Origin of the sequence: Actinacidiphila glaucinigra (assembly GCF_900188405.1) — a bacterium.
In the GTDB taxonomy this organism is placed as follows: domain Bacteria; phylum Actinomycetota; class Actinomycetes; order Streptomycetales; family Streptomycetaceae; genus Actinacidiphila; species Actinacidiphila glaucinigra.
The window spans coordinates 140,131-163,531 of the sequence record NZ_FZOF01000006.1; the positions used below are offsets into that span (position 1 = coordinate 140,131).

General features: G+C 73.6%; 24 protein-coding genes. 8 read left to right on the top strand and 16 right to left on the bottom strand.

Features of this window, described 5'->3' with window-relative positions:
* Positions 1–45: 45 nt before the first annotated feature.
* Positions 46–213 carry a DUF3117 domain-containing protein gene (locus CHF15_RS14160; protein WP_018561471.1) on the bottom strand — a complete coding sequence of 56 codons (168 nt, stop codon included), beginning with the start codon at positions 211–213 and terminating at the stop codon, positions 46–48.
* A gap of 262 nt (positions 214–475) precedes the next feature.
* Here CHF15_RS14160 and chcB point away from each other — a divergent pair, with 262 nt between their 5' ends.
* Positions 476–1,267 carry a 2-cyclohexenylcarbonyl CoA isomerase gene (gene chcB / locus CHF15_RS14165; RefSeq protein WP_089224440.1) on the top strand — a complete coding sequence of 264 codons (792 nt, stop codon included), beginning with the start codon at positions 476–478 and terminating at the stop codon, positions 1,265–1,267.
* Positions 1,268–1,297: 30 nt separating this feature from the next.
* On the opposite strand, the gene CHF15_RS14170 is transcribed toward chcB, so the two are convergent.
* Both CHF15_RS14170 and CHF15_RS14175 read right to left on the bottom strand, forming a co-directional pair.
* Complete coding sequence (locus tag CHF15_RS14170) at positions 1,298–1,888, bottom strand: DNA-3-methyladenine glycosylase I (RefSeq protein WP_089224120.1); 591 nt, start codon at positions 1,886–1,888, stop codon at positions 1,298–1,300.
* Positions 1,885–2,265 carry a cell division protein DivIVA gene (locus tag CHF15_RS14175; protein WP_089224121.1) on the bottom strand — a complete coding sequence of 127 codons (381 nt, stop codon included), beginning with the start codon at positions 2,263–2,265 and terminating at the stop codon, positions 1,885–1,887. The genes CHF15_RS14170 and CHF15_RS14175 overlap by 4 nt, the downstream gene beginning before the upstream one ends.
* A 118-nt stretch (positions 2,266–2,383) precedes the next feature.
* Between CHF15_RS14175 and folP the strand changes: the two genes are divergently transcribed.
* On the top strand, positions 2,384–3,244 hold the full coding sequence (gene folP / locus CHF15_RS14180) for a dihydropteroate synthase (protein WP_089224122.1): 861 nt from the start codon (positions 2,384–2,386) through the stop codon (positions 3,242–3,244).
* A 6-nt stretch (positions 3,245–3,250) separates the two neighbouring features.
* Here folP and CHF15_RS14185 read toward each other — a convergent pair whose 3' ends face one another.
* The gene (locus CHF15_RS14185) at positions 3,251–4,045 is read right to left on the bottom strand and encodes an LOG family protein (protein ID WP_089224123.1); all 795 of its coding nucleotides are present in this window, start codon (positions 4,043–4,045) and stop codon (positions 3,251–3,253) included.
* 81 nt (positions 4,046–4,126) lie between these two features.
* Positions 4,127–5,194, bottom strand: coding sequence for a succinyl-diaminopimelate desuccinylase (gene dapE, locus CHF15_RS14190; protein ID WP_089224124.1), 1,068 nt, complete (start codon positions 5,192–5,194; stop codon positions 4,127–4,129).
* A 64-nt stretch (positions 5,195–5,258) separates the two neighbouring features.
* On the opposite strand from dapE, the gene CHF15_RS14195 reads away from it, so the two are divergent.
* Together CHF15_RS14195 and CHF15_RS14200 are read left to right on the top strand one after the other, a co-directional pair.
* On the top strand, positions 5,259–6,260 hold the full coding sequence (locus CHF15_RS14195; protein WP_089224125.1) for a heavy metal transporter: 1,002 nt from the start codon (positions 5,259–5,261) through the stop codon (positions 6,258–6,260).
* A 285-nt stretch (positions 6,261–6,545) separates the two neighbouring features.
* Entirely contained in the window at positions 6,546–6,959 is a 414-nt protein-coding gene (locus CHF15_RS14200; protein ID WP_089224126.1) for a hypothetical protein, read from the top strand.
* A gap of 77 nt (positions 6,960–7,036) precedes the next feature.
* Here the strand turns inward: CHF15_RS14200 and dapC are convergent, their stop codons facing one another.
* Together dapC and fdxA are read right to left on the bottom strand one after the other, a co-directional pair.
* The gene (dapC, locus tag CHF15_RS14205; protein ID WP_089224127.1) at positions 7,037–8,149 is read right to left on the bottom strand and encodes a succinyldiaminopimelate transaminase; all 1,113 of its coding nucleotides are present in this window, start codon (positions 8,147–8,149) and stop codon (positions 7,037–7,039) included.
* A 95-nt stretch (positions 8,150–8,244) separates the two neighbouring features.
* Complete coding sequence (gene fdxA, locus CHF15_RS14210) at positions 8,245–8,565, bottom strand: ferredoxin (RefSeq protein WP_018561461.1); 321 nt, start codon at positions 8,563–8,565, stop codon at positions 8,245–8,247.
* 113 nt (positions 8,566–8,678) lie between these two features.
* Between fdxA and CHF15_RS14215 the strand changes: the two genes are divergently transcribed.
* The gene (locus tag CHF15_RS14215) at positions 8,679–9,704 is read left to right on the top strand and encodes a GNAT family N-acetyltransferase (protein ID WP_179279807.1); all 1,026 of its coding nucleotides are present in this window, start codon (positions 8,679–8,681) and stop codon (positions 9,702–9,704) included.
* A 10-nt stretch (positions 9,705–9,714) separates the two neighbouring features.
* The gene (locus CHF15_RS14220) at positions 9,715–10,539 is read left to right on the top strand and encodes a transglutaminase family protein (protein WP_089224129.1); all 825 of its coding nucleotides are present in this window, start codon (positions 9,715–9,717) and stop codon (positions 10,537–10,539) included.
* A 622-nt stretch (positions 10,540–11,161) separates the two neighbouring features.
* Here CHF15_RS14220 and CHF15_RS14225 read toward each other — a convergent pair.
* The 8 genes from CHF15_RS14225 to CHF15_RS14270 all read right to left on the bottom strand — a co-directional run bounded on the left by CHF15_RS14225 (position 11,162) and on the right by CHF15_RS14270 (position 18,510).
* Positions 11,162–11,770 (bottom strand): response regulator transcription factor, encoded by a 609-nt coding sequence (locus tag CHF15_RS14225; RefSeq protein ID WP_089224130.1) that lies wholly within the window; start codon positions 11,768–11,770, stop codon positions 11,162–11,164.
* A complete protein-coding gene (locus CHF15_RS14230) occupies positions 11,700–12,947 on the bottom strand; it encodes a sensor histidine kinase (RefSeq protein ID WP_089224131.1) in 1,248 nt (415 codons plus the stop codon). Before CHF15_RS14230 ends, CHF15_RS14225 begins: the two co-directional genes overlap by 71 nt.
* Before the next feature lie 13 nt (positions 12,948–12,960).
* Positions 12,961–13,674 (bottom strand): ABC transporter permease, encoded by a 714-nt coding sequence (locus tag CHF15_RS14235; RefSeq protein WP_089224132.1) that lies wholly within the window; start codon positions 13,672–13,674, stop codon positions 12,961–12,963.
* Complete coding sequence (locus CHF15_RS14240; protein ID WP_089224133.1) at positions 13,671–14,582, bottom strand: ABC transporter ATP-binding protein; 912 nt, start codon at positions 14,580–14,582, stop codon at positions 13,671–13,673. The genes CHF15_RS14235 and CHF15_RS14240 overlap by 4 nt, the downstream gene beginning before the upstream one ends.
* A 136-nt stretch (positions 14,583–14,718) precedes the next feature.
* Positions 14,719–16,824, bottom strand: a complete 2,106-nt coding sequence (locus CHF15_RS44860; protein ID WP_245938822.1) for a VanW family protein — start codon at positions 16,822–16,824, stop codon at positions 14,719–14,721.
* Between the two features lie 194 nt (positions 16,825–17,018).
* Entirely contained in the window at positions 17,019–17,375 is a 357-nt protein-coding gene (locus tag CHF15_RS14260; protein ID WP_089224137.1) for a DUF6113 family protein, read from the bottom strand.
* Positions 17,372–18,265 carry an N-acetyl-1-D-myo-inositol-2-amino-2-deoxy-alpha-D-glucopyranoside deacetylase gene (gene mshB / locus CHF15_RS14265; RefSeq protein WP_089224138.1) on the bottom strand — a complete coding sequence of 298 codons (894 nt, stop codon included), beginning with the start codon at positions 18,263–18,265 and terminating at the stop codon, positions 17,372–17,374. Before mshB ends, CHF15_RS14260 begins: the two co-directional genes overlap by 4 nt.
* Positions 18,266–18,315: 50 nt before the next feature.
* A complete protein-coding gene (locus CHF15_RS14270; protein WP_026251431.1) occupies positions 18,316–18,510 on the bottom strand; it encodes a hypothetical protein in 195 nt (64 codons plus the stop codon).
* 190 nt (positions 18,511–18,700) lie between these two features.
* Between CHF15_RS14270 and CHF15_RS14275 the strand changes: the two genes are divergently transcribed.
* The gene (locus CHF15_RS14275) at positions 18,701–20,833 is read left to right on the top strand and encodes a S9 family peptidase (protein WP_089224139.1); all 2,133 of its coding nucleotides are present in this window, start codon (positions 18,701–18,703) and stop codon (positions 20,831–20,833) included.
* A 19-nt stretch (positions 20,834–20,852) separates the two neighbouring features.
* On the opposite strand, the gene CHF15_RS14280 is transcribed toward CHF15_RS14275, so the two are convergent.
* On the bottom strand, positions 20,853–21,869 hold the full coding sequence (locus CHF15_RS14280; RefSeq protein WP_089224140.1) for a hypothetical protein: 1,017 nt from the start codon (positions 21,867–21,869) through the stop codon (positions 20,853–20,855).
* A gap of 435 nt (positions 21,870–22,304) precedes the next feature.
* Between CHF15_RS14280 and CHF15_RS14285 the strand changes: the two genes are divergently transcribed.
* Positions 22,305–23,333, top strand: a complete 1,029-nt coding sequence (locus CHF15_RS14285; protein WP_089224141.1) for an ABC transporter permease — start codon at positions 22,305–22,307, stop codon at positions 23,331–23,333.
* Positions 23,334–23,401 lie beyond the last annotated feature (68 nt).

Here is a 23,401-nt window from a genome sequence, read left to right on the forward strand (position 1 = left end):
CCCCCGGCGCATGACGCCAGGGGCCCAAGGCTTGGATTGGCCGGTTCAGGCGATGGCCTTCTTCAAAGCCTCGCCGAGTGCATCCGCCTCGTCCGGAGTCAGCTCGACGACAAGCCGTCCGCCGCCCTCGAGCGGAACGCGCATGATGATGCTCCGCCCCTCCTTGGTCACCTCGAGCGGGCCATCACCCGTCCGCGGCTTCATGGCCGCCATGCTCGTTCCCCTTCCTGAAACCAGCTCTTCGCACACGGTGGCCCAGGCGCCACCGGACTCGAACACATTGGTTCTCAGCCATTATCCCGCATCGGGTGACCCGATGACCAACATCGGTTCCCATCCGTTCGAGAACCCTGTCCCGCAAAACCGTCCATTTCGGTGATCGCACTCTCGGGCGCGTTTGACGGAGGTCACATGTCCGCACCCGGCGATCTCCGGCATGCTGACCCCGAACGTGAGCCGCGACGAAGGGGACCACATGGCCGACACCGTGCTGTACGAGGTGAGCGACGGGCTCGCCACCATCACCCTGAACCGCCCCGAGGTGATGAACTCACTGAACGTCGACACCAAGGTCGCGCTGCGGGACGCCCTCCAGGCGGCGGGCGCCGACCCCGCGGTGCGGGCCGTGCTGCTGACCGCGAACGGCAAGGCCTTCTGCGTCGGCCAGGACCTCAAGGAGCACGTCGGGTTCCTCCAGGAGGAGGGCGGCGGGCCGGCCATGTCCACGGTGCGGGAGCACTACAACCCGATCGTCACCGCGATCGCGACCATGCCCAAGCCGGTCGTGGCGGGGGTCAACGGGGTCGCCGCGGGCGCCGGCGCGGGCTTCGCCTTCGCCTGCGACTACCGCGTGGTGGCCGACACGGCCGCCTTCAACACCTCCTTCGTCGGCGTCGCCCTGACCGCCGACTCCGGGGCCTCCTGGACGCTGCCCCGGCTGGTCGGCCGCAGCCGCGCCGCCGACCTGCTGCTCTTCCCGCGCACGCTCGGCGCGCAGGAGGCGTACGAGCTGGGTATCGCCAACCGCCTGGTCCCGGCCGGCGAGCTGGCCGCCGAGGCCGCCTCGGTCGCCCGCCGGCTCGCCGAGGGCCCGACGGTGGCCTACGCGGCGGTCAAGGCCTCGCTCGCCTACGGCGAGGGCCACTCACTGCTCGACACCCTGGCAAAGGAGGACGAGCTGCAGACGGCCGCCGGCGCCTCCGAGGACCACCGGATCGCCGTCGAGGCCTTCCTGAAGAAGGAGAAGCCCCGCTTCCTCGGCCGCTGAGCCGGGGCTGCGGAGGCGCGGCCGGGGCGCTCAGCGACGGGCGCAGCAGTCGGCCAGGTGGTCGTCCACCAGGCCGCAGGCCTGCATCAGCGCGTAGGCGGTGGTGGGGCCGACGAAGCGGAAGCCGCGCTTCTTGAGGTCCTTGGCCAGCGCGGTGGACTCCGCCGTGACGGCCGGCACGTCCGCGACCGTGCGGGGTGCCGGACGTCCGGCGGGGTCCGGCGCGTACGACCAGATCAGGGCGTCCAGGCCGCCCTCGTACCCCTCGCGCAGCGCCAGGGTGGCGTGCGCGTTGGCGATGGCGGCGTCGATCTTCGCTCGGTTGCGGATGATGCCGGGGTCGGCGAGCAGGCGCTCCCGGTCCTCGTCGGTGAAGGCGGCGACCGCCTCCGGGGAGAAGTCAGCGAAGGCCTTCCGGAAGCCCTCGCGGCGCCGCAGGATCGTGATCCAGGACAGGCCCGACTGGAAGGCCTCCAGGCTCAGCCGCTCGTACAGGGCCGCCTCGCCGTGCACCGGGCGGCCCCATTCGGTGTCGTGGTACTGGACGTAGTCGTCCGTGGACAGCCCCCACGGGCAGCGCGCCAGGCCGTCCGGCCCGGTCACCGCGCCGCCGTCGCTCACAGCCCGCCCCCGGGGCCGCGCGGGTCCTCGGGCGGCCGCGGGGCCTGCTCGGCGTCCTTGACCAGCGAGTGGCCGCCGAGCCGGGTGGCGTGGGCGCCGGCCAGCGCGGCCTCCAGGTCGGCGATGTGGGCGTCGCGCTGGGCCAGTTCCGCGCCGAGGCGCTCCAGCACGTCGTCGACGTCCAGCATGCGGTAGCCGCGCACGGTCACCGGCAGGCGCAGCCGCTCGACGTCCGCACGGCCCACCGGCCGCTCCGGCGGCAGCCTGTCGTCCACCCGGTCCGGCTCCACGTCGCGGAGCACCCCGCTGTCGCCGAGCACCGCGAGGGCGACCGCGGCGACCACCGCGACCAACGCGATGAGAATGAACCAGAACAAGACCTCTCCCGGGGTCGGCGCGACGTATACGCCACGATCGTGCCACGTCGCGCCGCGCCTGCGGTGTGCGGTCGGCGACTATCTTCGATCGGCGTACGACATTTCGAGGGAGCGCGACATGCTGCGGCTGGGCACACGGGAATTCGGCGGGCACGAACCCGTGATCATGGCGATCGTGAACCGGACGCCGGACTCGTTCTACGACCAGGGCGCCACGTTCACCGACGCACCGGCCCTCGAACGCGTCGAGCGCGCGGTCGCGGAGGGCGCCGCGATCATCGACGTCGGCGGGGTGAAGGCGGGCCCCGGCGAGGAGGTCTCGGCGCAGGAGGAGATCCGCAGGACCGTGGGTTTCGTCGCCGAGGTGCGCCGGCGCCACCCCGACGTGGTGATCAGTGTCGACACCTGGCGCCACGAGGTCGGTGAGGCCGTCTGCGAGGTGGGCGCGGACCTGCTCAACGACGCCTGGGGCGGCGTCGACCCACGGCTGGCCGAGGTCGCCGCGAAGCACGGCGTCGGCCTGGTGTGCACCCACGCGGGCGGCGCGCGGCCGCGGACGCGGCCGCACCGGGTGGGCTACGAGGACGTGATGGCCGACATCCTGAAGGTGACGGTGGACCTCGCCGAGCGGGCGGCCGCGCTCGGGGTGCGGCGCGACGCCATCCTCATCGACCCCGGCCACGACTTCGGGAAGAACACCCGGCACTCGCTGGAGGCGACGCGGCGGCTGCCGGAGATGACGGCCACGGGCTGGCCGGTGCTGGTCTCGCTGTCCAACAAGGACTTCGTGGGCGAGACCCTGGACCGCCCCGTCAAGGAGCGGCTGATCGGCACCCTGGCGACGACCGCCGTCTCGGCGTGGCTCGGCGCCCAGGTGTACCGGGTGCACGAGGTCGCCGAGACGCGTCAGGTGCTGGACATGGTGGCCTCGATCGCGGGACACCGGCCCCCGGCGGTCGCCCGGCGGGGGCTGGCGTAGGGCCTGTCAGTCGCCGGTCTCCTTGGTCACCAGGGCGACCGCCTCGTCGACGTCGTCCGTGACGTGGAGGAGTTCCAGGTCGACGGGGGACGCCTTGCCGCCGTCCACGACGGTGTCGCGGACCCAGTCGACCAGGCCGCGCCAGTAGGCGGAGCCGAACAGGACGATGGGGAACTGCGTGACCTTGCGGGTCTGGACCAGCGTGAGGGCCTCGAAGAGCTCGTCGAGGGTGCCGAAGCCGCCCGGCAGCACGATGAAGCCGGAGGCGTACTTCACGAACATCGTCTTGCGGACGAAGAAGTACCGGAAGTTCACGCCGATGTCGACGTAGGGGTTGAGCCCCTGCTCGAAGGGCAGCTCGATGCCCAGGCCCACCGAGACCCCGCCGGCCTCGCAGGCGCCCCGGTTGGCCGCCTCCATGGCGCCCGGGCCGCCCCCGGTGATGACGGCGAAGCCCGCCTCGGCCAGGGCGCGGCCGATGCGGACCCCGGTCTCGTAGTCGGCCGAGCCCTCGGCGGTACGGGCGGAGCCGAAGACGCTGACCGCCTTGCCGAGTTCGGCGAGCGCGCCGAAGCCCTCGACGAACTCCGACTGGATGCGCATCACACGCCACGGGTCGCCGTGAACCCAGTCGGAGGGTCCACGGGTGTCCAGCAGCCGCTGGTCGGTCGTGGACTTCTGCACCTGGCCCCGGCGCCGTACGACGGGCCCGGTGTGGCGCTCGGGCCAGCCGCGCCCCGTGGGGCGGCCCTCCGCCGCGGCTGTCTCGGCGGCGGCCGCCTCCTCCGCGTCAGTGTCCATGTCGCGCTCCTTTCGCTGCCGTCCGGTCAGGGTACGACCGTGTCCGCCGGGCGGATCAAGAACGCGCCGCTGAATTGCTCGTTACGAGAGCCAGGCACGCAGCTTCTCCTCCGCCTCCAGGACGGCGGCGACGGCGACGTGCTCCTCGCGGGTGTGGGCGAGCCGGGGGTCGCCGGGACCGTAGTTGACCGCGGGAACGCCCAGCACGGAGAAGCGGGCCACGTCGGTCCAGGCCTCCTTGGGCGCGGGCTCGGTGCCGATGGCCTCGACGAAGGCGGCCGCCGCCGGGTGGGACAGGCCCGGCAGGGCGCCGGGGGCGCTGTCCGTGAGCCGCACCTCGTAGCCCTCGAAGACCTCGCGGACGTGGTCGAACGCCTCGGCCTCGGAACGGTCCGGGGCGAAGCGGAAGTTGACGATCACCGCGCAGGAGTCGGGGATCACGTTGCCGGCGTGACCGCCCTCGATCATGACCGCGTTGAGCCCCTCGCGGTAGACGAGGCCGTCGACGGCCGCCTGCCGGGGCTCGTAGGCGGCGAGCCGGGCCAGCACGGGCGCGGCCTTGTGGATGGCGTTCTCGCCCAGCCAGCTGCGCGCGGAGTGGGCGCGGCGGCCGGTGGTCTCCACGCGGACCCGCAGGGTGCCCTGGCAGCCGCCCTCCACCTTGGCGTCGGTGGGCTCCAGCAGGACGGCGAAGTCGCCGGCGAGCCATTCCGGGTGGTTCTCGGCGAGCCGCTTGAGCCCGTTGTGCTCCGCCGCGATCTCCTCGGCGTCGTAGAAGACGAAGGTCAGGTCGCGGTTGGGAGCGGTGAGGGTGGCGGCGAGCCGCAGCTGGACGGCGACCCCGGACTTCATGTCGGAGGTGCCGCAGCCCCACAGGACGCCGTCCTCGTCGAGGCGGGACGGCACGTTCTCGGCGATCGGCACGGTGTCCAGGTGCCCGGCGAGCACGACCCGCTCGGCCCGGCCCAGCCGCGTGCGGGCGACGACCGCGTCCCCGTCCCGGTCCACCGTCAGGTGCGGCAGGGCGCGCAGGGCGCTCTCCACGGCGTCCGCCAGCGGTTTCTCGGCGAGGCTGACGGAGGGGATGTCGACGAGCTGCGCCGTCACGGCGGCGGCGTCCTGACTGAGATCGAGCACGGGCCGTTCCATGCCGCCGACCCTACCGGGGGGCGGGTCGGGGCCCCGGCACAGCGGGCTTCGGTACGGTGTGCGCGTGCCGAAGCCACCGTCGACCTCGACACCCGCCGCACGCGCCCCCCGCAGGCGGGGGCGCGCAGCCCGTCTGGTCACCGCAGGCCTGGTCCTGCTGGGGGTCGCGGGCTACGCCGCGTACCACCTGGCCGGGGTCGGCGGCGGTCCGCGCCATCCGGCGTGCACGGTGACCACGCAGGCGGGCAGCCTCACCCTGGAGCCGCAGCAGGCGGCGAACGCCTCGACGATCGCCGCGGTGGCGACCTCGCGCGGGCTGCCGGAGCGGGCGGTGACGATAGCGCTGGCCACCTCCATGCAGGAGTCGGCGCTGCGCAATCTCGACCACGGCGACCGCGACTCGGTCGGACTGTTCCAGCAGCGCCCTTCGCAGGGCTGGGGCACGGCCGCGCAGATCATGGACCCGGTCTACGCCTCCAACGAATTCTTCGACGGCCTGGTGAAGATCCACGGCTATTCCCGACTGCCCCTCACGGTGGCCGCGCAGAAAGTGCAGAAGAGCGGCTTCCCGCAGGCGTACGCCAAGCACGAGGCGGACGCCGCGCTGCTGGCCGGCGCGCTGACCGGCCGCCACGCCGGGGCGCTGACCTGCGTCACCCCGGTCGCCGCGGGGACGGTCTCCGGGGGCGACCCGGCGAAGGTGCGGCAGCGGCTGGTGCGCGAGTTCGGGGCCGATGTGGCGCCGCGGACCACCGAGACGCCCGCGGACCCGCGGGACAAGGCCGCGCAGGACGCCAAGAACGGTGCGCGGGGCGGGGGTCCGGCCCGGCGCACGGTGTCCGTGCCGTCGGCCCAGGCGGGGAACGAGGCGCGCGGCGACGAGAGCCGGCGGGGCTGGGAGCTGGCCCAGTGGGCGGTGGCGCACGCTCATGAACTGAAGGTGGAGAAGGTCTCCTTCGGGAACCACGAGTGGGCGGCGGAGACCTCCGACCGCGGCTGGACCGCGTCGAATTCCGACGCCGCGCACAAGACCGCGGGCGACGTCAGGATCACCGTCGCGCAATAGTGCGGGTATTCACCCCCAGGCGGGTGATTGATACGCCAAACCCATCAGATGTGAATCCCCTCGTTCGGGGGTGCGAAAAAAGCTTCTGATCAAGGGCTGTGACGTTTCCGCGGCACTTCCGGCTCCGTCCGAATTGATCCGCTTTACCGCCCCGGGAATCCGATCGCATTACCAACTCTTTACTCTTCGCGGCCGCAACCTTCGGCCCCCTTCACGCGGTAGTCACGACGTCCGCCCCGCGGACATGTCACGTCGAAACTGTCGTCTCTCCGTAAAAGGAGCACCATGTCTCTCCCCCTCGCGCGTCGGATCGCCCGGGCCGCTCTGCTGGTCGGCGCGGCCGCGGCTCCCCTCATCGGTGCCGGTGCCGCGTCCGCCGCCGCGCTGCCGCAGGTCGGCGACCTGGGTGGGCTGACCAACGTGGACAAGGCCCCCGAGCTCACCGGCACCGTGAACGGTGTGGCCAAGCAGTCCGGTGCCGTCAAGACCGTGCAGGAGGCGCTGCCCGCGACGACCGAGACGGTCGGCGGCCTGGCCAAGAGCGCACAGCCGACCGTCAAGGGCACGGCGACGCAGGCCGCCACGACCGTCGGCGGCGCCGCCCAGGAGCTCGGGAAGACCGCCAAGGGCTCCGGGCTGCCGGGCGGCCTCCCCTCCACCGGCCAACTGCCCCTCCAGGGGCTCCCCATCGGCGGCTGACCCCCCACAGCCGCACCGAAAGGGCCCGGGGAGCGCTGCTCCCCGGGCCCTTTGCGCCGTCGTCGCGGTGCCGCGGCTCAGGAGGACAGCCGGCGCACCGCCGCCGCCACCCGCTCGTCCGTGGCCGTGAAGGCGATCCGTACGTACCGCTCCCCCGCCGCGCCGTAGAAGTCGCCGGGCGCCACGAGGATGCCCTGCTTGGACAGGTCCGCGACGGTGTCCCAGCAGGACTCGTCGCGCGTCGCCCACAGATACAGGCTCGCCTCGCTGTGCTCGACGCGGAAGCCGGCGGTCTCGAAGGCCTCCCGCAGCGCCGCCCGCCGCCGCGCGTAGCGCTCGCGCTGCCGGGCCACATGCGCGTCGTCCCCGAGCGCGGCGACCGTGGCGGCCTGCACCGGGGCGGGCGTCATCATGCCGCCGTGCTTGCGGATCTGCAGCAGCTCGCCGAGCACGGCCGGGTCGCCCAGGAGGAAGGCCGAGCGGTAGCCGGCCAGGTTGGAGCGCTTGGACAGGGAGTGGACGGCCACGATGCCCTCGTAGGAGCCGCCGCAGACGTCCGGGTGCAGGACCGAGACCGGGTCGGCGTCCCAGCCCAGCTCCAGGTAGCACTCGTCGCTGAACACCAGCACGCCGTGCTCGCGCGCCCAGGCGACCGCACGGGTCAGCTCGTCCTTGGACAGCACCCGACCGGTGGGGTTGGAGGGGCTGTTGAGCCACAGGAGCCGCAGTCCGGCCGGGTCGGGCTCGGTCGGTTCGTCGTAGACGACCGCCTCGGCGCCGGCCAGCCGCGCCCCGACCTCGTACGTCGGGTAGGCCAGCCGCGGGTACGCCACCTTGTCGCCCGCGCCGAGGCCCAGTTGGGTCGGCAGCCAGGCGACCAGCTCCTTGGAGCCGACCACCGGCAGCACGTGCGCGTCGGTCAGCCCGTCGGCCCCCAGCCGGCGCCCGGCCCAGCCGGTGATGGCGGCGCGCAGCTCGGGCGTCCCCCACACGGTCGGGTACCCGGGGCTGTCCGCGGCCCCGGCCAGGGCCCGCTGCACGATGTGCGGGACGGGGTCGACCGGGGTGCCGACCGACAGGTCGACGATGCCGCCGGGATGGGCGGCGGCCGTGGCCTTGTACGGTTCGAGCCGGTCCCACGGGAAGACGGGGAGTCTGGACGAGACTGGCTGCGCCACGGTGGTGCTCACTTTCCGTTCCTCGCAGGCACGCGGCCTGCCACTGCCTCAAACACGGCGGTCCCGTACGGCGGGGTGCCGTACGGGACCGCCCGGCAACTGTCGGGTCACTCGCCCTGCGGGGGCAGGGCGGCGATGAAGGGGTGGTCGCGCTCGATCAGCCCGAGCTTGGAGGCACCACCGGGCGAGCCGAGCTCGTCGAAGAACTCGACGTTCGCCTTGTAGTAGTCCTTCCACTCCTCCGGGGTGTCGTCCTCGTAGAAGATGGCCTCCACCGGGCAGACCGGCTCACAGGCTCCGCAGTCGACGCATTCGTCCGGGTGGATGTACAAGGACCGCTGGCCCTCGTAGATGCAGTCGACGGGGCACTCCTCGATGCACGCCTTGTCCTTGACGTCGACACAAGGCTGCGCGATGACGTAGGTCACGCTGTCGTTCCTCCTCGATAGGGCTGTCTCGCGCGGGAGCGCGGCGTCGTAGATGCCCGCCCCTAGTATCTCCGTTCTTGGGCAGCAGACGAACAGGAGGGGCGGTCATGAGCATGGATTTCACCGCCGGAGGCCGGCTCGAGGTGCGCATAACCCCTTCTGACGTGGGCAAACGCGTCTCGTTGCGGAGGGTCGCGGAGATCGTCGAGGGACGGCCGGTGTTCGCCGACGCCGTCGGGATTCTCACATCGTGGGACGAAGGGGTGCTTATCGTCACCCGTAGGGACGGGGAAACCGTCCGCATCGCGGAATCGTCCCTGGTGGCGGGCAAGATCGTGCCCGACGCACCGGCGCGCCGCGGGGCCCGCGCGCCCCGCGCGACGGCCCGGGAACTGCAGGAATCGGCCTCCCGCTGCTGGCCCGCGCAGGAGACCGCCCGGCTGGGCGCATGGACGCTCCGGGCGGCCGGCGGCTTCACCCGGCGCGCCAACTCCGTGCTGCCGCTCGGCGATCCGGGCGTCCCGCTGACGGAGGCCGTCGCGCGGATCGCCCGCTGGTACGGCGACCGCGGACTGCCGCCGTATGTGCAGGTCACCACCGGCGGGGAGGACTCCGACGAGACGCTGGCGGAGGCGCTCGGCGGACTCGGCTGGACGGCGGAGGGCCACGCCCTGCTGCGCACGGCCGCCCTGGCGCCGATCGCCGACCTGCCGGGTGCCGAGGCCGTGCACCTGTCCCGCGAGGCCGACGCGGAGTGGCTCGCCCGCTACCACCGCACGGGTGACGTGGGCGACGCGGCGCTGAAGGTGCTGGGCGGCGGTCCTTCGGTCTGGTTCGCCACGGTGCCGGGGGAGGGCGACTCCGCCGGCGCCGGTCCCGCGGCGATCGGCCGCTGCGCCGTCGACGGCCGGTTCGCCTCCTTCGGCGCCGTCGAGGTGGCTCCGGACCACCGGCGGCGCGGGCTGGCCCGGGCCGTGATGGCGGCGCTCGCCCGCAAGGCCCTGGACGAGGGCGCCTCCGGCGCGTACCTGCAGGTCGAGACCGACAACGAAGGCGCACGCGCCCTCTACGACCGGATGGGCTTCACCACCCACCACGCCTACCACTACCGGCGCGGCCCGCTGCCCGCGGGAGGGTGAGAAGCCCGGCATGGACGACGCCATCACGCAGCGCTTCAGCGAGGCCGCCCGCGAGCCGCGCCCCGACCTCGCGGAGCTGTGCCTGCTCATCGGGGCCGTGGCCGACCCTTCCCTCGACGAGGCCGGGACGGACGCGGCGCAGATGGAACTCGACCGCCTCGCCGGGCTCCTGCCGTACGGTCTCGCCGCACCCGCCGACTGGGCCGACGCCGCCGCGGAACTGCTCGGCGGCCGCTGCGGGTTCGGCGGCTCGCCCGCCGACTACCAGCGGCTGGAGTCCTCGCTGCTGCACGAGGTGCTGCGGCGGCGGCGCGGGCTGCCGATCCTGCTGTCGGTGGTCTGGATGGAGGTCGTCCGGCGCGCCGGCGGCCCGGTCCACGGGGTCGCCCTCCCGGGGCACTTCGTCGTGGGCTTCGGCGACCCCGCCGGCGCCTTCGTACTGGCCGACCCCTTCAACGGCGGCCGCCGGCTCGGCGAGGAGGACGTACGGCTGCTGGTGGCGGGCGCGACGGGGACCGCGCCGTCCCCGGCGATGATGGAGCCCGCGGATCCGCTGGACATCGTGCTGCGCGTGCTCAACAACATCCGCGCCTGGGCCTCGGCGCGGCCCGAGCACCTGGGCACGCAGCTGTGGGCGGTGGAACTGGCGCTGCTGCTGCCCCACCATCCGGCACGGCTGCGCTTCGAGCACGCGCAGTTGCTGGTGCGCAAGGGGGACTTCGCGCGGGGCGCGACGGAGATGGAGGCGTACGCGGAGGTACTCGCGGAAGCGGAACCGGACGCCGCGACGGCCATGCGCCGGCAGGCGCGGGCCGCCCGCGCGCTCCTCAACTGACCCCTCCGGGGGTGAGGGTGCTGCGGGTGGGCGGGTGCGGGTTCGTCTCGCTCCCTTCGGTCGCAAAGACGCGGGCTGCGGACGGGAAGGTGGCGGCCTGGGGCTTCACCGCAGGGTGCGGGCCGGTGGGTCGCGAGGGTTCAGGCGCCGTAGCGGGGTGCCTTTGCGTTGGCGGGGGGTCTCGTTTCCGTCCGCGGGCAGATGGCCGCTTCCACGCCTTCGCCGTGCGGTGGGCGCGCCCGCCGTAACCCGCGTCTGCGGCTGATTCGAGGTGCTGACGAGGGGCGGGCGGGACATCGGGCCCGCTTTCGCCGAACATTTCGGCGAAACAGAGCCCGATCTCGAGAAGGCCACCCGCCGAGCCCCGTGCCTGCCGGGGAAGCACCCGCAGACGCCGGTTACGGCGGGCGCGCCACCCACGAACGGTGGGCGTGGCCACCGGCCATCTGTACCCGCGGACGGCGACGAGACCCGCGCCGCCGGAAACGCCATCCGCTCCGGAGCCTGAACCCCCGCCACGCACCCACCCGCACACCGCCGAGGAGGGCCGCCCCACCCTCCCCCCTCCGCAGCCGGCCGCATTGCGCCCGGAGGGCGCGAGACGGCGGGAGGGCCGAGTCCCCTAGAGCCAGCCGCGTTCCAGGGCGATGCGCACCGCTTCGGCGCGGTTGCGGGCGGCGGTCTTCTGGATCGCGGTGGAGAGGTAGTTGCGGACGGTCCCCTCGGACAGGTGGAGGCGGCGGGCGATGTCCGCGTTGAGGGATCCGTCGGCCGCCGCGCGCAGGACGTCGCGCTCGCGCGGGGTGAGGGGGTCGGCCCCCTCCGACAGCGCGGCCGCCGCGAGCACCGGGTCGATCACCTTCTCCCCCCGCAGCACCCTGCGTACCGCCTCCGCGAGTTGCCCCGCGGGCGCGTCCTTGACCAGGAACGCGTCGGCGCCCGCCTCCATGGCCCGGCGCAGGTACCCGGGCCGGCCGAACGTGGTGACGATGACGACCCGCACCTGCGGCAGTTCCGCCCGTACTGCGGCGGCCGCGTCGAGGCCGGTCATCGCGCCGGGCATCTCGATGTCGAGCAGCGCCACCTGCGCCCCGGCGTCGCGGGCCGCGCCGACGACGTCCTCGCCGCGGGCGACCTGCGCGACCACCTCGATGTCCCCCTCAAGGCCCAGCAGCGCGGCCAGGGCCTCGCGCACCATCGACTGGTCCTCCGCCAGCAGCACCCGGATCATGGCCGTGAGCGTAGTCGGCCGGGACGACGGCGCGGAGGGTGAAGCCGCCGTCCGCTGCGGTCTCCAGGCGGCCGCCGGCGAGCAGCAGGCGCTCCTGCAGGCCGGTCAGGCCGTTGCCGCGGCGTGCGCCGCCGGTCCCGGGGCCCCGCCCGTCGTCGGCGACGGTGAGCCGTACCGTGCCATCGTCCTCGTCGACGGTGACCGTGCAGCAGGAGGCCCCGCTGTGCCGTACGACGTTGGTGACGGCCTCGCGCAGGGCCCAGGCCAGCGCTCCCTCGGCCTCCGGGGTGAGCGGGGCGGTCACCGTCCCGGGCAGCCGGGGGCGGATGCCGGCGGCCTGCAGGACCTCTCTGGCGCCGGCGAGCTCGGCGGCGAGGGTGGGCCTGCGGTAGCCGCTGACGGCCTCGCGGACGTCCACCAGGGCCTGCCGGCTGACCCGCTCGATGTCGGCGACCTGCGCGGCGGCGTCCTCGGGGCGGCCAGGGAGCATGCGTCCGGCCAGTTCGCTCTTGAGGGTGATCAGGGACAGCGAGTGGCCGAGCAGGTCGTGCAGGTCGCGGGCGAGTCGCAGCCGCTCCTCGGTGGCGGCCAGCTGGGCGACGGCCGCCCGGGCCTCGCGCAGCTCGCGGGTGGTCCGCACCAGCTGGCGCACGCCCGTCATGGCGTATCCGCCGAGCAGGCAGGGCACGAGCAGCGAGAGCACCAGGTCCGCGCTCGCCCCGGTGAGCCCGGCGACGGCCGCGAGCACCGCGGTGACCAGCGGGATCGCCCAGCGGGCCTGGCGGCCGGGCAGGACCGCCCCGCAGCCGACGGCGAGGTAGACGAACAGCACGAGGAAGGCGTCGCCCAGGGTGAAGGTCATCAGCAGGCCCAGCGCGCCGAGCAGCAGGAGCTGCCCGTACACCCAGCGCGGCTGGTGTTCGGCGTTGGTCCGCAGGAAGACGATGCACAGGTAGGCGGTGACGAAGGCGGCGAGCCCGAGCCAGCCGAGCACGGTCGCGGTGAGGCCGTGACCGCCCTCGGCGAGGTCGCTGACCGGGGCGCCGAGGTAGAGCATCCACATGGCCACCCAGACCAGCTTGACGATGGCCTGGCGGCGGTTCTCCGGGGCCCTGCCGATCGCCGGGGCGTCCCGGGGCTCGGCGGGCTCCCGCTGCTGCGTCGTTCCGGCGGGCACGGTCCCTCTCCTCTCAGGCCTTCGCGGTGTCCTTGCGGTACATCCAAGCGGCTGTCGCAGCGAACACCAGCCCGTACACGACCAGCACGGCGACGTCCCCGGCGTGCGGGGCCCGGCCGGACTCGACGGCCTGTCCGAGCGCCGCGTACGGCCGGGCCGGCAGCAGGTTCGCGATGTCGCGCAGCCAGCCGGGGAAGGAGTCGAAGGGCACCCACAGGCCGCCGAGCAGGGCGAGCCCGAAGTAGGCGATCATCGCTACGGGGCGGGCGGTCTCCGCCGAGGCGACGTAGCCGATGGCCACGCCCAGCGCGGCGAAGACGAAGCTCCCGGCCCAGCTGGTGAGCAGCACCCCGGCCCACTGCCAGGCGGCCATCCGCACGCCCTTCACGGCGCCGCCGGCGAGCAGTACGAGCAGGATCGAGGGCAGGCTGACGGTGGCGGCCGCGGCGACCTTGGCCAGCACGTAGCCGCGCCCGGGGAGGGCGGTGAGCCGCAGCTGGCGCACCCAGCCCTTGTCGCGCTCGCGGGCGATCCGCTCGGAGTTGCCCATGAGCACGGCGGTCATGGCGCCGAAGGCGCACATCGCGACCATGTAGTACGGCACCATCGCGGCCTTCTGACCGGCCGTCAGGATCATGAAGAGCAGCACCGGGTACAGCACCGAGAAGAACATGAACTTGCGGTTGCGCAGGACGCGCAGGATCTCCAGCCGGGCCAGCGTCCTCATCGCGCCGCCACCTCCTTCTCCTTCTCGGACGACTCCGTGATGGCCAGGAAGGCCTGCTCCAGGCCGAGCCCGGCGACCTCCAGGTGCCGGGGGTAGAGCCCGGCGGCGTAGACGGCGTGCACCGTCGCGTCGGCGTCCGTGGAGCGGATGCGCACCGTGCGGCCGGTGATCTCCACGTCCGTGACCCGCGGCAGTGCCCGCAGCGCGGACTCCTCCGGCGGGGTGTCCAGGTCGAAGACGATACGCCGGACCCCGGCCCGCGCCTTGATCTCGGCGGCGGTGCCGTCGGCCACCAGCCGGCCGCCCTGCAGGACGAGCACCCGGTCGGCGACGGCGTCCGCCTCCTCCAGGTAGTGGGTCGCGAAGAGCACCGTGCGGCCCTGCTTCACCTGGCCGCGCATGGCCTCCCAGAAGGCCTGCCGGGCGGAGACGTCCATGCCGGTGGTGGGCTCGTCGAGGATCAGCAGGTCGCTCGCGCCCGCCGTGGCCAGGGCGAAGCGCACGCGCTGCTCCTGGCCGCCGGAGAGCTTGTCGACCTTGCGGTCGGCGACGGACTCCAGTCCGGCGGCCGCCATCACCTCGGCGACGGGGTGGGCGCGCGGGTGCAGGTCGCAGGCGAGCCGTACGAGCTCGCGCACGGTGACCTCCTCCATGAGGCCGCCGCTCTGCAGCACGGCGCCGACCCGGCCCTCGGCGATCGCCCGGCGCGGGGTGGTGCCGAAGACCTCGACGGTGCCGGAGTCGGGGGTGCGCAGCCCCAGCAGCAGGTCCAGGGTGGTCGACTTGCCCGCGCCGTTGGGGCCCAGCAGGGCGACGGTCTCACCGGGGTGGAGGGTCAGGCTCAGGTCGTCGACGGCCCGGACCTGACCGAAGCTCTTGCTCACGTGCGTGAACACTGTTGCGGTCATGGCTGCAGCCTCGCCGACGGCGGGACCGGGGCGGCAGTGCCGGGCGTCCTGTCCCGCGGATGACAGATGTCATGGGTGTGGCCCCGGTACGGGTACCGGGGCCACAGCCGTCACACGTGGATCGGGCGACCGGGGGTCAGGAGCTGCCCTCGATGGTCACCGTCTTCTTGGCGGCGTCGGAGGTCTGCAGCGCGGGCAGCATCGCGGAGGCGACGTCCTCCGGGGTGACGGCGGTCTTGCTGCCGTCGCCGCGTTCGACCAGCACGCCGTCGAAGGCGCCGCCGTACAGGCCCTGGAGCACCTTGCGGTCGATGTACGGGGTCAGCTTGCCGTCCTGGTCCGGCACCATCGTGAGGATCTGCGACAGCGACTTCTGCGGGCTGAACGGGATCTCCGCGGCGCCCGCGCGGACGGTGACGAAGCCGGACATGGCCGTCTTCCCGAAGCCGTCGACGGCCTTGTCGAGCTCCTCCTGGGTCACCTTGGGCTCGACGGTGGTGGCCTTCAGGCTCACCGTGCCGGGCTTGCCGGTGGCGACCTGCGTGGAGTACGCGCCGATCACCGCGTCGATCGAGGCGGCCGCGTCCACGCCCTGGTGAGGCTTGCCGGGGACGGCGACGGCCTTGCCGTTCACGAACTTGACCATGCCCTCGGAGCCGGAGCCGCCGAGCCCCTGGGAGAGCTTCTCCAGCTGGGCGCGGAGCTTCTCGCTGTCCGTGGTCAGCACCGGGTCGGCCGCACGCGAGACGCCGAACAGCGAGCCGATGACGGTGACCGGGTTGTAGTCGCGGTGCGCCACGTTGCCGACGGTGGCGTCGGTGTCGAAGACGAGACCGGCGGCCGCGGGCTTGAGCGCCTTGCGCTCGTCGCCGATGGTGACGGTGAGCGGCGCGTTCTTGCGGGAGCCGAGCGCCTGGTCGAGGAGCGCGACGGCCTGGTCCTTGGTCTTGCCGCCGATCCCGACGCCGTAGACGGTCGTGCCGGCCGGCACGTCGGAGTGGTCCATCAGCAGTCCGGCGCCGTAGGCGATGCCGAGCACGCCGAGCACGCCGACGCCCACCAGTATGAGCTTGGAGCGGCCCTTGGCCTTGGGCTCCGCCGCGCTCTGGCGGGCGGGGGGCGCCGCCGGCTCGTCCTGCTCGAAGCGGTACATCTCGCCGCCGGCCGGGGCCGGCCGGGTGACCGACGGCCCCGCGGGGGGAACCGCCGGGATGCCGCTGACGACGGTGTCCCCGGACAGCCGCCCGGACGCGGAGGTCGGGAACGGCGTCGGGTACGGCGAGCGGCCGGTCGCGGGCCCCGCCGGGGGCACGCGCATCTCACCGGTGACCGGGCCCGCGGTGGGCCCGGACGGCGGCTGCTGCCCCGGGAAGGGCATACCGGCCCCGGGACCCGCGGGTCCCGCGCCGGGACCGCCGGGGAACGGGCGCTGCGGCGGAGCGGGGCGCCCCGGTCCGGCCGGACCACCGGGACCGACGGGGCCACCGGGGCCACCCGGAGCACCGGGTGCCACGGGGCCGGCGGGACCCACCGGCCCGCCGGGGCCACCCGGCGCCACGGGACCGCCGGGACCGCCGGGGCCGGCCGGGCCGACCGCGCCGTCGTTCAGGTACGGGATGCCACCGCGCCGGGGCCCGCCGGGGGCGGCACCCTGTCCGGGGACCGGACCGCGCTCCGGGGGGCCGGGCTGGGCGGGGATGTCGCCGCGCTGCATCGGCTGGGTGAGCTCGGGAGCGGAGAACTCCTGGGTCGCCTCGGGAGCGGCCGGCGAGGCCTTCCGCGGCGCGAACCAGTCGCTCGTCGGCTTCTCGCCCCTCGGCGCGGGAGCCGGCTCCGCGGCGGGCTCGGGCGAGGGCGCCGGGGCGCCCTGACCGGCCCCGGTGCCGCCGCCGGCGTTCCAGCCGGCGGGCGGGGCCGACTCGGCCGCGGGGGCGGCCGGTGCGGACCCGCCGGGTGCCTCGCCCTCCGCGCCGCCCTCGACGGGCGTACGGACGACGACCGGCGGGATCGGCCGGGACCCGGGGATGTTGATGCGCACCCGGGTCGTCAGTGTGGTCTCGGTCTTGGTCTCCTCCGCTGCGGGAGCATCGGCGGGCTCCCCGTTCGCAGCACCCTCGCGCGGGCCCTCCTGCGGATGCAGCGACGGAAACGGTCGGGTTCCGTACGGCGGGGTACCCGACGGGTACGCGGCTCCGCCCCGGCCCTGGGGGCCGGGGGACGGACGATCAGTTTCACGACTCAAAGCAGGCTCTCCCGGTTCGCTTCGCCACCCGTCACGGCCTTTCCGCGGGCGGCCCGGCGGCGCGCACCACCATACTGGGCACCGCGTCGGAGCCGCCTGCCCGCCGGATGGAGACCGCCCTGATCAAAGGGGTTTATGTGACGCCGGCCATCAAAACGGACGACGTTCGCTCCGTAACGGACGCAACGTGGCGCCTATGGTGCCTCAAGTGATCCACCGGCGGGAGGACGGGGTTGCACAAGCGTGGCCGACATCACGCCCGCCATCGCTCCGCCCAACAGGTAGACGTACGGGCTGATTCCGTTGGCGAACAGGAAATCACCCTCCGGGCGGGCGGAACTGAGCAGCATCACGGTGATCAGCCACAGCGCCGCCGGCACCACGGCGCCCAGCCGCGTTCCGGTGAGCCTGGCACCGCCGTGGAAGAGCGCCGCGCTCCCGGCGAGCGCCAGCAGCAACCCGCCCGGGAACCAGGCCGCCTGGACCAGCGACCCCGCGACGCCGACCAGGGCGCCCAGGACCGCGAGCACGGGGTAGGCCGCGCGCCTCATGCCCCGGTCCCCGCGAACAGGTCGTCCTCCAGGTCCCCGGCCGGCTCGGGGACGCCCTTGACCAGGCGGTAGAACTCGGCGCCGAACAGGGGCTGTCCGAGGTCGTTGGAGAGCGCGAAGAACGGGCCGTCGACCGCGATCTGGGTGACGTGGGCCTTCATCGCCGCGGCCTTCCGCTCGGCGTAGCGGGCCTCCACGTCGATGGCGGCGGCCACCTGGTCGTCGTCGACCAGGCCCGGTACGTCGTCGGCGGTCGCGATGCCCTCGAAGGGGATCTGCCCGCCCGCCGCGTGCAGCCGGGCGAAGCCCTCCTCGACCACGCGGCGCGGGATGCAGTTCCAGTAGACCTTGGCGATGGCGTGCGGGGCGCCGAGGTCGCGCCGGTAGGCCGGCTCCGCGGCCAGTTCCGCGGCGCGCATGGCGACCCGGTGCGCCTTGATGTGGTCGGGGTGGCCGTAGCCGCCGTCGGGGTCGTAGGCGACCAGGACCTGCGGACGGACCTCGCGGATCACCTCCACGAGGTACGAGGCCGCGAGGTCGAGGTCCGCCTGCCAGAAGCTGTCGGGCCGGTCGTTCTGCGGCACGCCCATCATCCCGGAGTCCCGGAAGCGGCCGGGGCCGCCCAGGAAACGGTGGTCGGTGACGCCGAGCTGGACCATGGCGTCGGCGAGTTCGCCGGTCCGGTGCGCGCCGAGGGTGTCGTCGCGATCCGGTGCCAGGTGGGCCAGCTCGGGCGGGATGACCTCGCCCTCCTCACCGAGGGTGCACGTCACCAGGGTGACGTGCGCGCCCTCGGCGGCGTACTTGGCCATGGTGGCGCCGTTGTTGATCGACTCGTCGTCGGGGTGCGCGTGGACGAGCAGCAGTCGCCGGGCGGGCAGTGCGGTCATGAGAAGAGCCTAGGGCAGGCCCTGGGGCTGTCCCGGGGTGAGCCACGGGCTCAGAACTTGAAGTCCCCGATCATGCCCGCGACATTGCTGGTGAGGTCCCGGATCGTCGGCGCGATGGAGGAACTCGCCAGGTAGAACCCGAGCAGTACGCAGACCACCGCATGCCCCGCTTTCAAACCGGCCTTCCTGACCAGCAGGAAGACGACGATCAGCAGCAGCAGCACCGCCGAAATCGAAAGTGCCACAGCGGCTCACCTCCAGGGCCTCGTGGTCCGACAGCAGTTGCCAACCGTTTGTTACCCACTCTCGGCAGTGGATCATAACTTTGTGGCGCACCGCATAGCTCGTCGCACGGGAGCACGCGGGGGCGCATGGCCGGATCTCGCGGTTGGCGTGCGCGGGGCTCGGCCGGCGGGCGGGTGACACACTCCCCCCATGACGCAAGCGCTCTCGTTCCCGCGGCAGTACGCCCGCACGCAGCGGTTCTCGCTCGGCGCCCCGCGCGCCTTCACCGTGTCGCCGGACGGCGACCGGGTCGTCTTCCTGCGCTCCCGCTCCGGCACCGACCGCTCGCACCTGCTGTGGGTGCTGGACCCGGAGTCCGGCGCCGAGCGGGTCGCGGCGGACCCCGAGGTGCTGCTGTCCGGCGCGGCGGAGGAGCTGTCGCCGCAGGAGAGGGCGCGCCGGGAGCGCAGCCGGGAGGGCTCGGCCGGAATCGTCGGCTATGCGACCGACGACGCCGTGGAACTGGCCGCGTTCGCCTTGTCCGGGCGGCTGTTCACGGCGGAGCTGCGGGCGGGCACCGCCCGGGAGATCGCCGTGCCGGGTCCGGTGGTGGACCCGCGTCCGTCGCCGGACGGCCGCCTGGTGGCCTACGTGGCGGACGGCGCGCTGCGCGTGGTGGCCGCCGACGGCGGCGGGGACAGGGTGCTGGCCGGACCGGAGGGACCGGACGTCACCTACGGTCTGGCCGAGTTCATCGCCGCCGAGGAGATGTCCCGCAGCCGCGGCTACTGGTGGTCCCCGGACGGCACCGGTGTGCTGGCGGCCCGGGTGGACGCGTCGCCGGTCCGCCACTGGTGGATCGCCGACCCCGCGAACCCGGGCCAGGCTCCGGCCGAGGTGGCCTACCCGGCGGCGGGCACGCCGAACGCCGAGGTCACGCTGGTGCTGCTGACGCTGGACGGCACGGCCACCGCGGTGGAGTGGGACCGCGAACGCTACCCGTACCTGGCGCAGGTGCACTGGTCGGCGGCGGGCCCGCCGCTGCTGCTCGTCCAGACCCGCGACCAGCGCGAGCAGCTGTACCTGACGGTGGACACCGCCACCGGCGGCACCCGGGAGGTGCACCGGGACCGCGATGGAATCTGGCTTGATCTTTTCGCCGGGGTGCCCGCGTGGATGTCCGGCGAGCGCCTGGTCCGGATCTCCGACGAGAACGGCTCGCGGTCGCTGTTCGTCGGCGAACAGCCGTGGACGGGACCGGAGTTGCACGTACGTGCGATGCTCGGCAGGGATGGCGACGGCATCCTGCTGTCGGCCTCCGCGGGGCACGGCGCCAAGGACCCGGAGACCGGCGAGATCCATGTGTACCGGGCCGACGGGGGGCCGGGCGGACCGGTCCGGCTGAGCGATGCGCCGGGCGTGCACTCGGCGGTGCGCGCCGGGGCCGTCACGGTGCTGTCGTCCGCGTCGCTGGAGTCGGCGGCCACGGCCGTACGGGTGCTGCGGGACGGCGAGCGGGTGGCGGAGATCGCCTCCCACTCCGAGACCCCGGTCCTCACCGCGCGCCCGGCGCTGGTCGCCGCCGGCGAGCGCGGCGTCCCGGCGGCGGTGCTGCTCCCCTCGGGGCACCGGGAGGGCGACGGGCCGCTGCCGGTGCTGATGGACCCCTACGGCGGGCCGCACGGCCAGATGGTGGTGAGCGCCCAGCGCGGCTATCTGCAGGCGCAGTGGCTGGCCGACCAGGGCTTCGCGGTGGTCGTCGCGGACGGCCGGGGCACCCCCGGTCACTCCCCCGCCTGGGAGAAGGCGATCGCCGGCGACTTCGCGGGCGTCACGCTCGACGACCAGGTCCACGCGCTGCACGCGCTGGCCGGCCACTACCCCCTGGACCTCACCCGGGTGGGCATCCGCGGCTGGTCCTACGGCGGCTACCTGGCGGCGCTCGCGGTGCTGCGCCGCCCGGACGTCTTCCACGCCGCGGTGGCGGGCGCCCCGGTCACCGACTGGCGGCTGTACGACACGCACTACACCGAGCGCTACCTCGGGCACCCCGAGGAGGAGCCGGCGGTGTACGCCGCCAACTCGCTGGTCACCGACGCCGGTCTGAGCGACCCGGCGGACGAGGTCCGGCCGCTGATGATCATCCACGGCCTCGCCGACGACAACGTGGTGGCCGCCCACACCCTGCGGCTGTCCTCCGCGCTGCTGGCCGCCGGCCGCCCGCACGAGGTGCTGCCGCTGTCCGGGGTCACGCACATGACGCCGCAGGAGGAGGTCGCCGAGAACCTGCTCCTGCTCCAGGTCGCGTTCCTCAAGCGCTCCCTGGGCGTCTCGCGGGGTTAGGCCCCGGAAAGGGCCCGCCCTAGGGCGGGTCCTGCAGGTACGCCGCCCGCGCCTCGGAGGCGGGGCCGGGCGGCGGCGGCTGCCCGTAGGAGCCGAAGACGGGGAGGACGGCGGTCTGCTCGTACAGCGGCATGGACAGGTTGTCGGCGGCCGCCGGGATCTCCGCCTCCACATACGGGTCGCCGCCGGGCACGCCCACCGCCGCCAGATCGCCGGGGACGAGCAGCAGCGTCACCACCAGGGCGGCGCCCACCGCGAAGGCGGCGGCGAAGTCGTCGGCGCCCGGGGCGTCGATCCGGGAGGTGCCGATCACCGGGACCGCGGTCACGGTCGCCAGCGCGGCCACGGAGATGCCCAGCGCACGGGCGAACGGGGCCCGCGCGAACGCGGCGAGGCCAGCGGCCGCGGCCAGCCCGGCGGTCGCCCAGACCAGCCACTCGTAGGGCGCCCCCAGTTGGGAGTCGACCAGGTAGCCGCCCTTGGCGGTCCGCCAGAAGAAGCCCGGCGGCAGCGGCGCCCGCGGGTCGGACCGCCGGGAGAACTCCAGGACGCCGGCGATGAGCGCGACCACCAGCAGCAGCATCCCGGCCAGCACCCCCGCCGCGGGCCGCGGCGGGGCGGGCGCGTCCTCGCCGGTGCGCCGTACGACGAGGAGCAGCACGAGGGCGCCGGCGATCTGCGCGCCCGCGGTCAGCAGCAGCGCCCCCTGCAGCCCGGGCGGGCCGCCGCCCGCGGAGGGGGCCAGGAGGTACACCGTGGGGGTGCGCAGCGCGAGGGTGACCACCGCGGCCGCCCCGAGGACCCCGACGCCGCCGGGCTTGAGGGACGCGACCGCGGCGGCCACGTAGAGCCCGAGGAGCAGCAGGTCCACGGTCGAGGTCACCAGCGGCGCCCCGCCGACCGGCACCACGAGTCCCGCCCACACCCTGACGGCGCCCTCCGCCCGGAACTGCACGAGGTCCTGGCCCAGCCAGACCGCCTCGGCGGCCCCCAGGGCCGCGCAGACCGTTCCTCCGAGCCGATACGCCTGCCGCATGGCCACCTCCCCGGCCCTTCCGGCAGCACTGTCGTTTGGCCTTCCCAGGGGATACGCAGCGGACCGCCCCACCGTTCACCGCGGACGCACGGCGGCCGGCCGGGGTGATGCGCGATCACCCCGGCCGGCCCACGGCACCCGCACGGCCGTACGCTGCTCAGCGTGGCACGTCCGTATATCGGTGATGCGTCGGTCAAGTTGCCTGCGTGTAAAAGAGTTTCATCCTGAATCCTCCGCATTCGCCGACGGAATGCGGAAGGTGTCAAGCACGCGTTCACGACAGTATCCAAAACCTTGCCCCAAGATAACGGCGATCTTCTCCTCGGATCGCTTCACCCCCTTGACTGGCCGCCAAATCCATTGCCCAATACCGGCTAGCTAGCCACGGGCGTTCACAGGCGCCACCAAAACTCTTTGGTGCGGGGGCAGATGAGCATGTCCAGTCCGAGCACGGCCGCGAAGGGGCCGGAACCCGTTCCGGCAGAGGCGCCCGCCCATGTCGAGGGCACCGGGCAGCAGCCCCCGGAACTCGTCGGGCGCTCCCCCGGCCGGCTCGCCTGGCTGCGCTTCCGGCGCGACCGCACGGGCATGATCTGCGCCGGCGTCGTCATCTTCTACCTGGTCGTGGCGCTGGCCGCGCCGCTGATCTCCAAGGTGTACGGGAAGAACCCGTACGAGCTGTACGGCCAGGACCTCGGGCTGCTGAACAGCTACGGGATCCCGCTCAAGCCCAACGGCGGCATCGACGGCGACTTCTGGTTCGGGCTCGAACCCCAGCTCGGCCGGGACGTGTTCACCCTGCTGATCTACGGGATCCGCACCTCGCTGGGCATCGCCCTCGCCGTGACCACGGTCTCCGTCGTCGTCGGCGTGCTGATCGGGCTCGTCCAGGGCTATCTCGGCGGGCGCAGCGACTACTTCCTGGGCCGGTTCTCGGACCTGATGCTCTCCTTCCCGCAGCAGTTGTTCTTCATCGCCTTCACCCCGGTGATCGTGGCGCTCTTCGTCTCCCCGCGCGACGAGGAACCGACCTATGTGCGCATCGCGGCGCTGGTCATCGTCCAGTTCGTGCTCGGCTGGATGAGTGTGGGACGGCTGGTCCGGGCCCAGGTGCTGAGCCTGCGCGAACGCGAGTTCATCGAGGCCGCGCGGATCAGCGGCGCCTCGTCGGGGCGGATCATCCGCAAGGAACTGCTGCCCAACATCTGGTCCACGATCCTCGTCCAGTCGACCCTGCTGCTCCCGGTGAACGTCACCGCCGAGGCGGGCCTTTCCTATCTCGGCGTCGGAATCCTGCCGCCCACCCCGGACTGGGGACTGATGTTCCAGCAGGCCGCGGCGTACTACGAATCCGACGTCACGTTCATGTTCTTCCCCGGCATCGCCATGGTGATCTTCGTGGTCGCCTTCAACCTGCTCGGGGACTCGGTCCGGGACGCACTCGATCCCAAGACCGTGCGCTAGGTGTCCAGGCCGCCGCGCCTGGCCCCTGTGGGGGGAGACCGGGCACGTCGGTATCCGCAGTTCGGTTC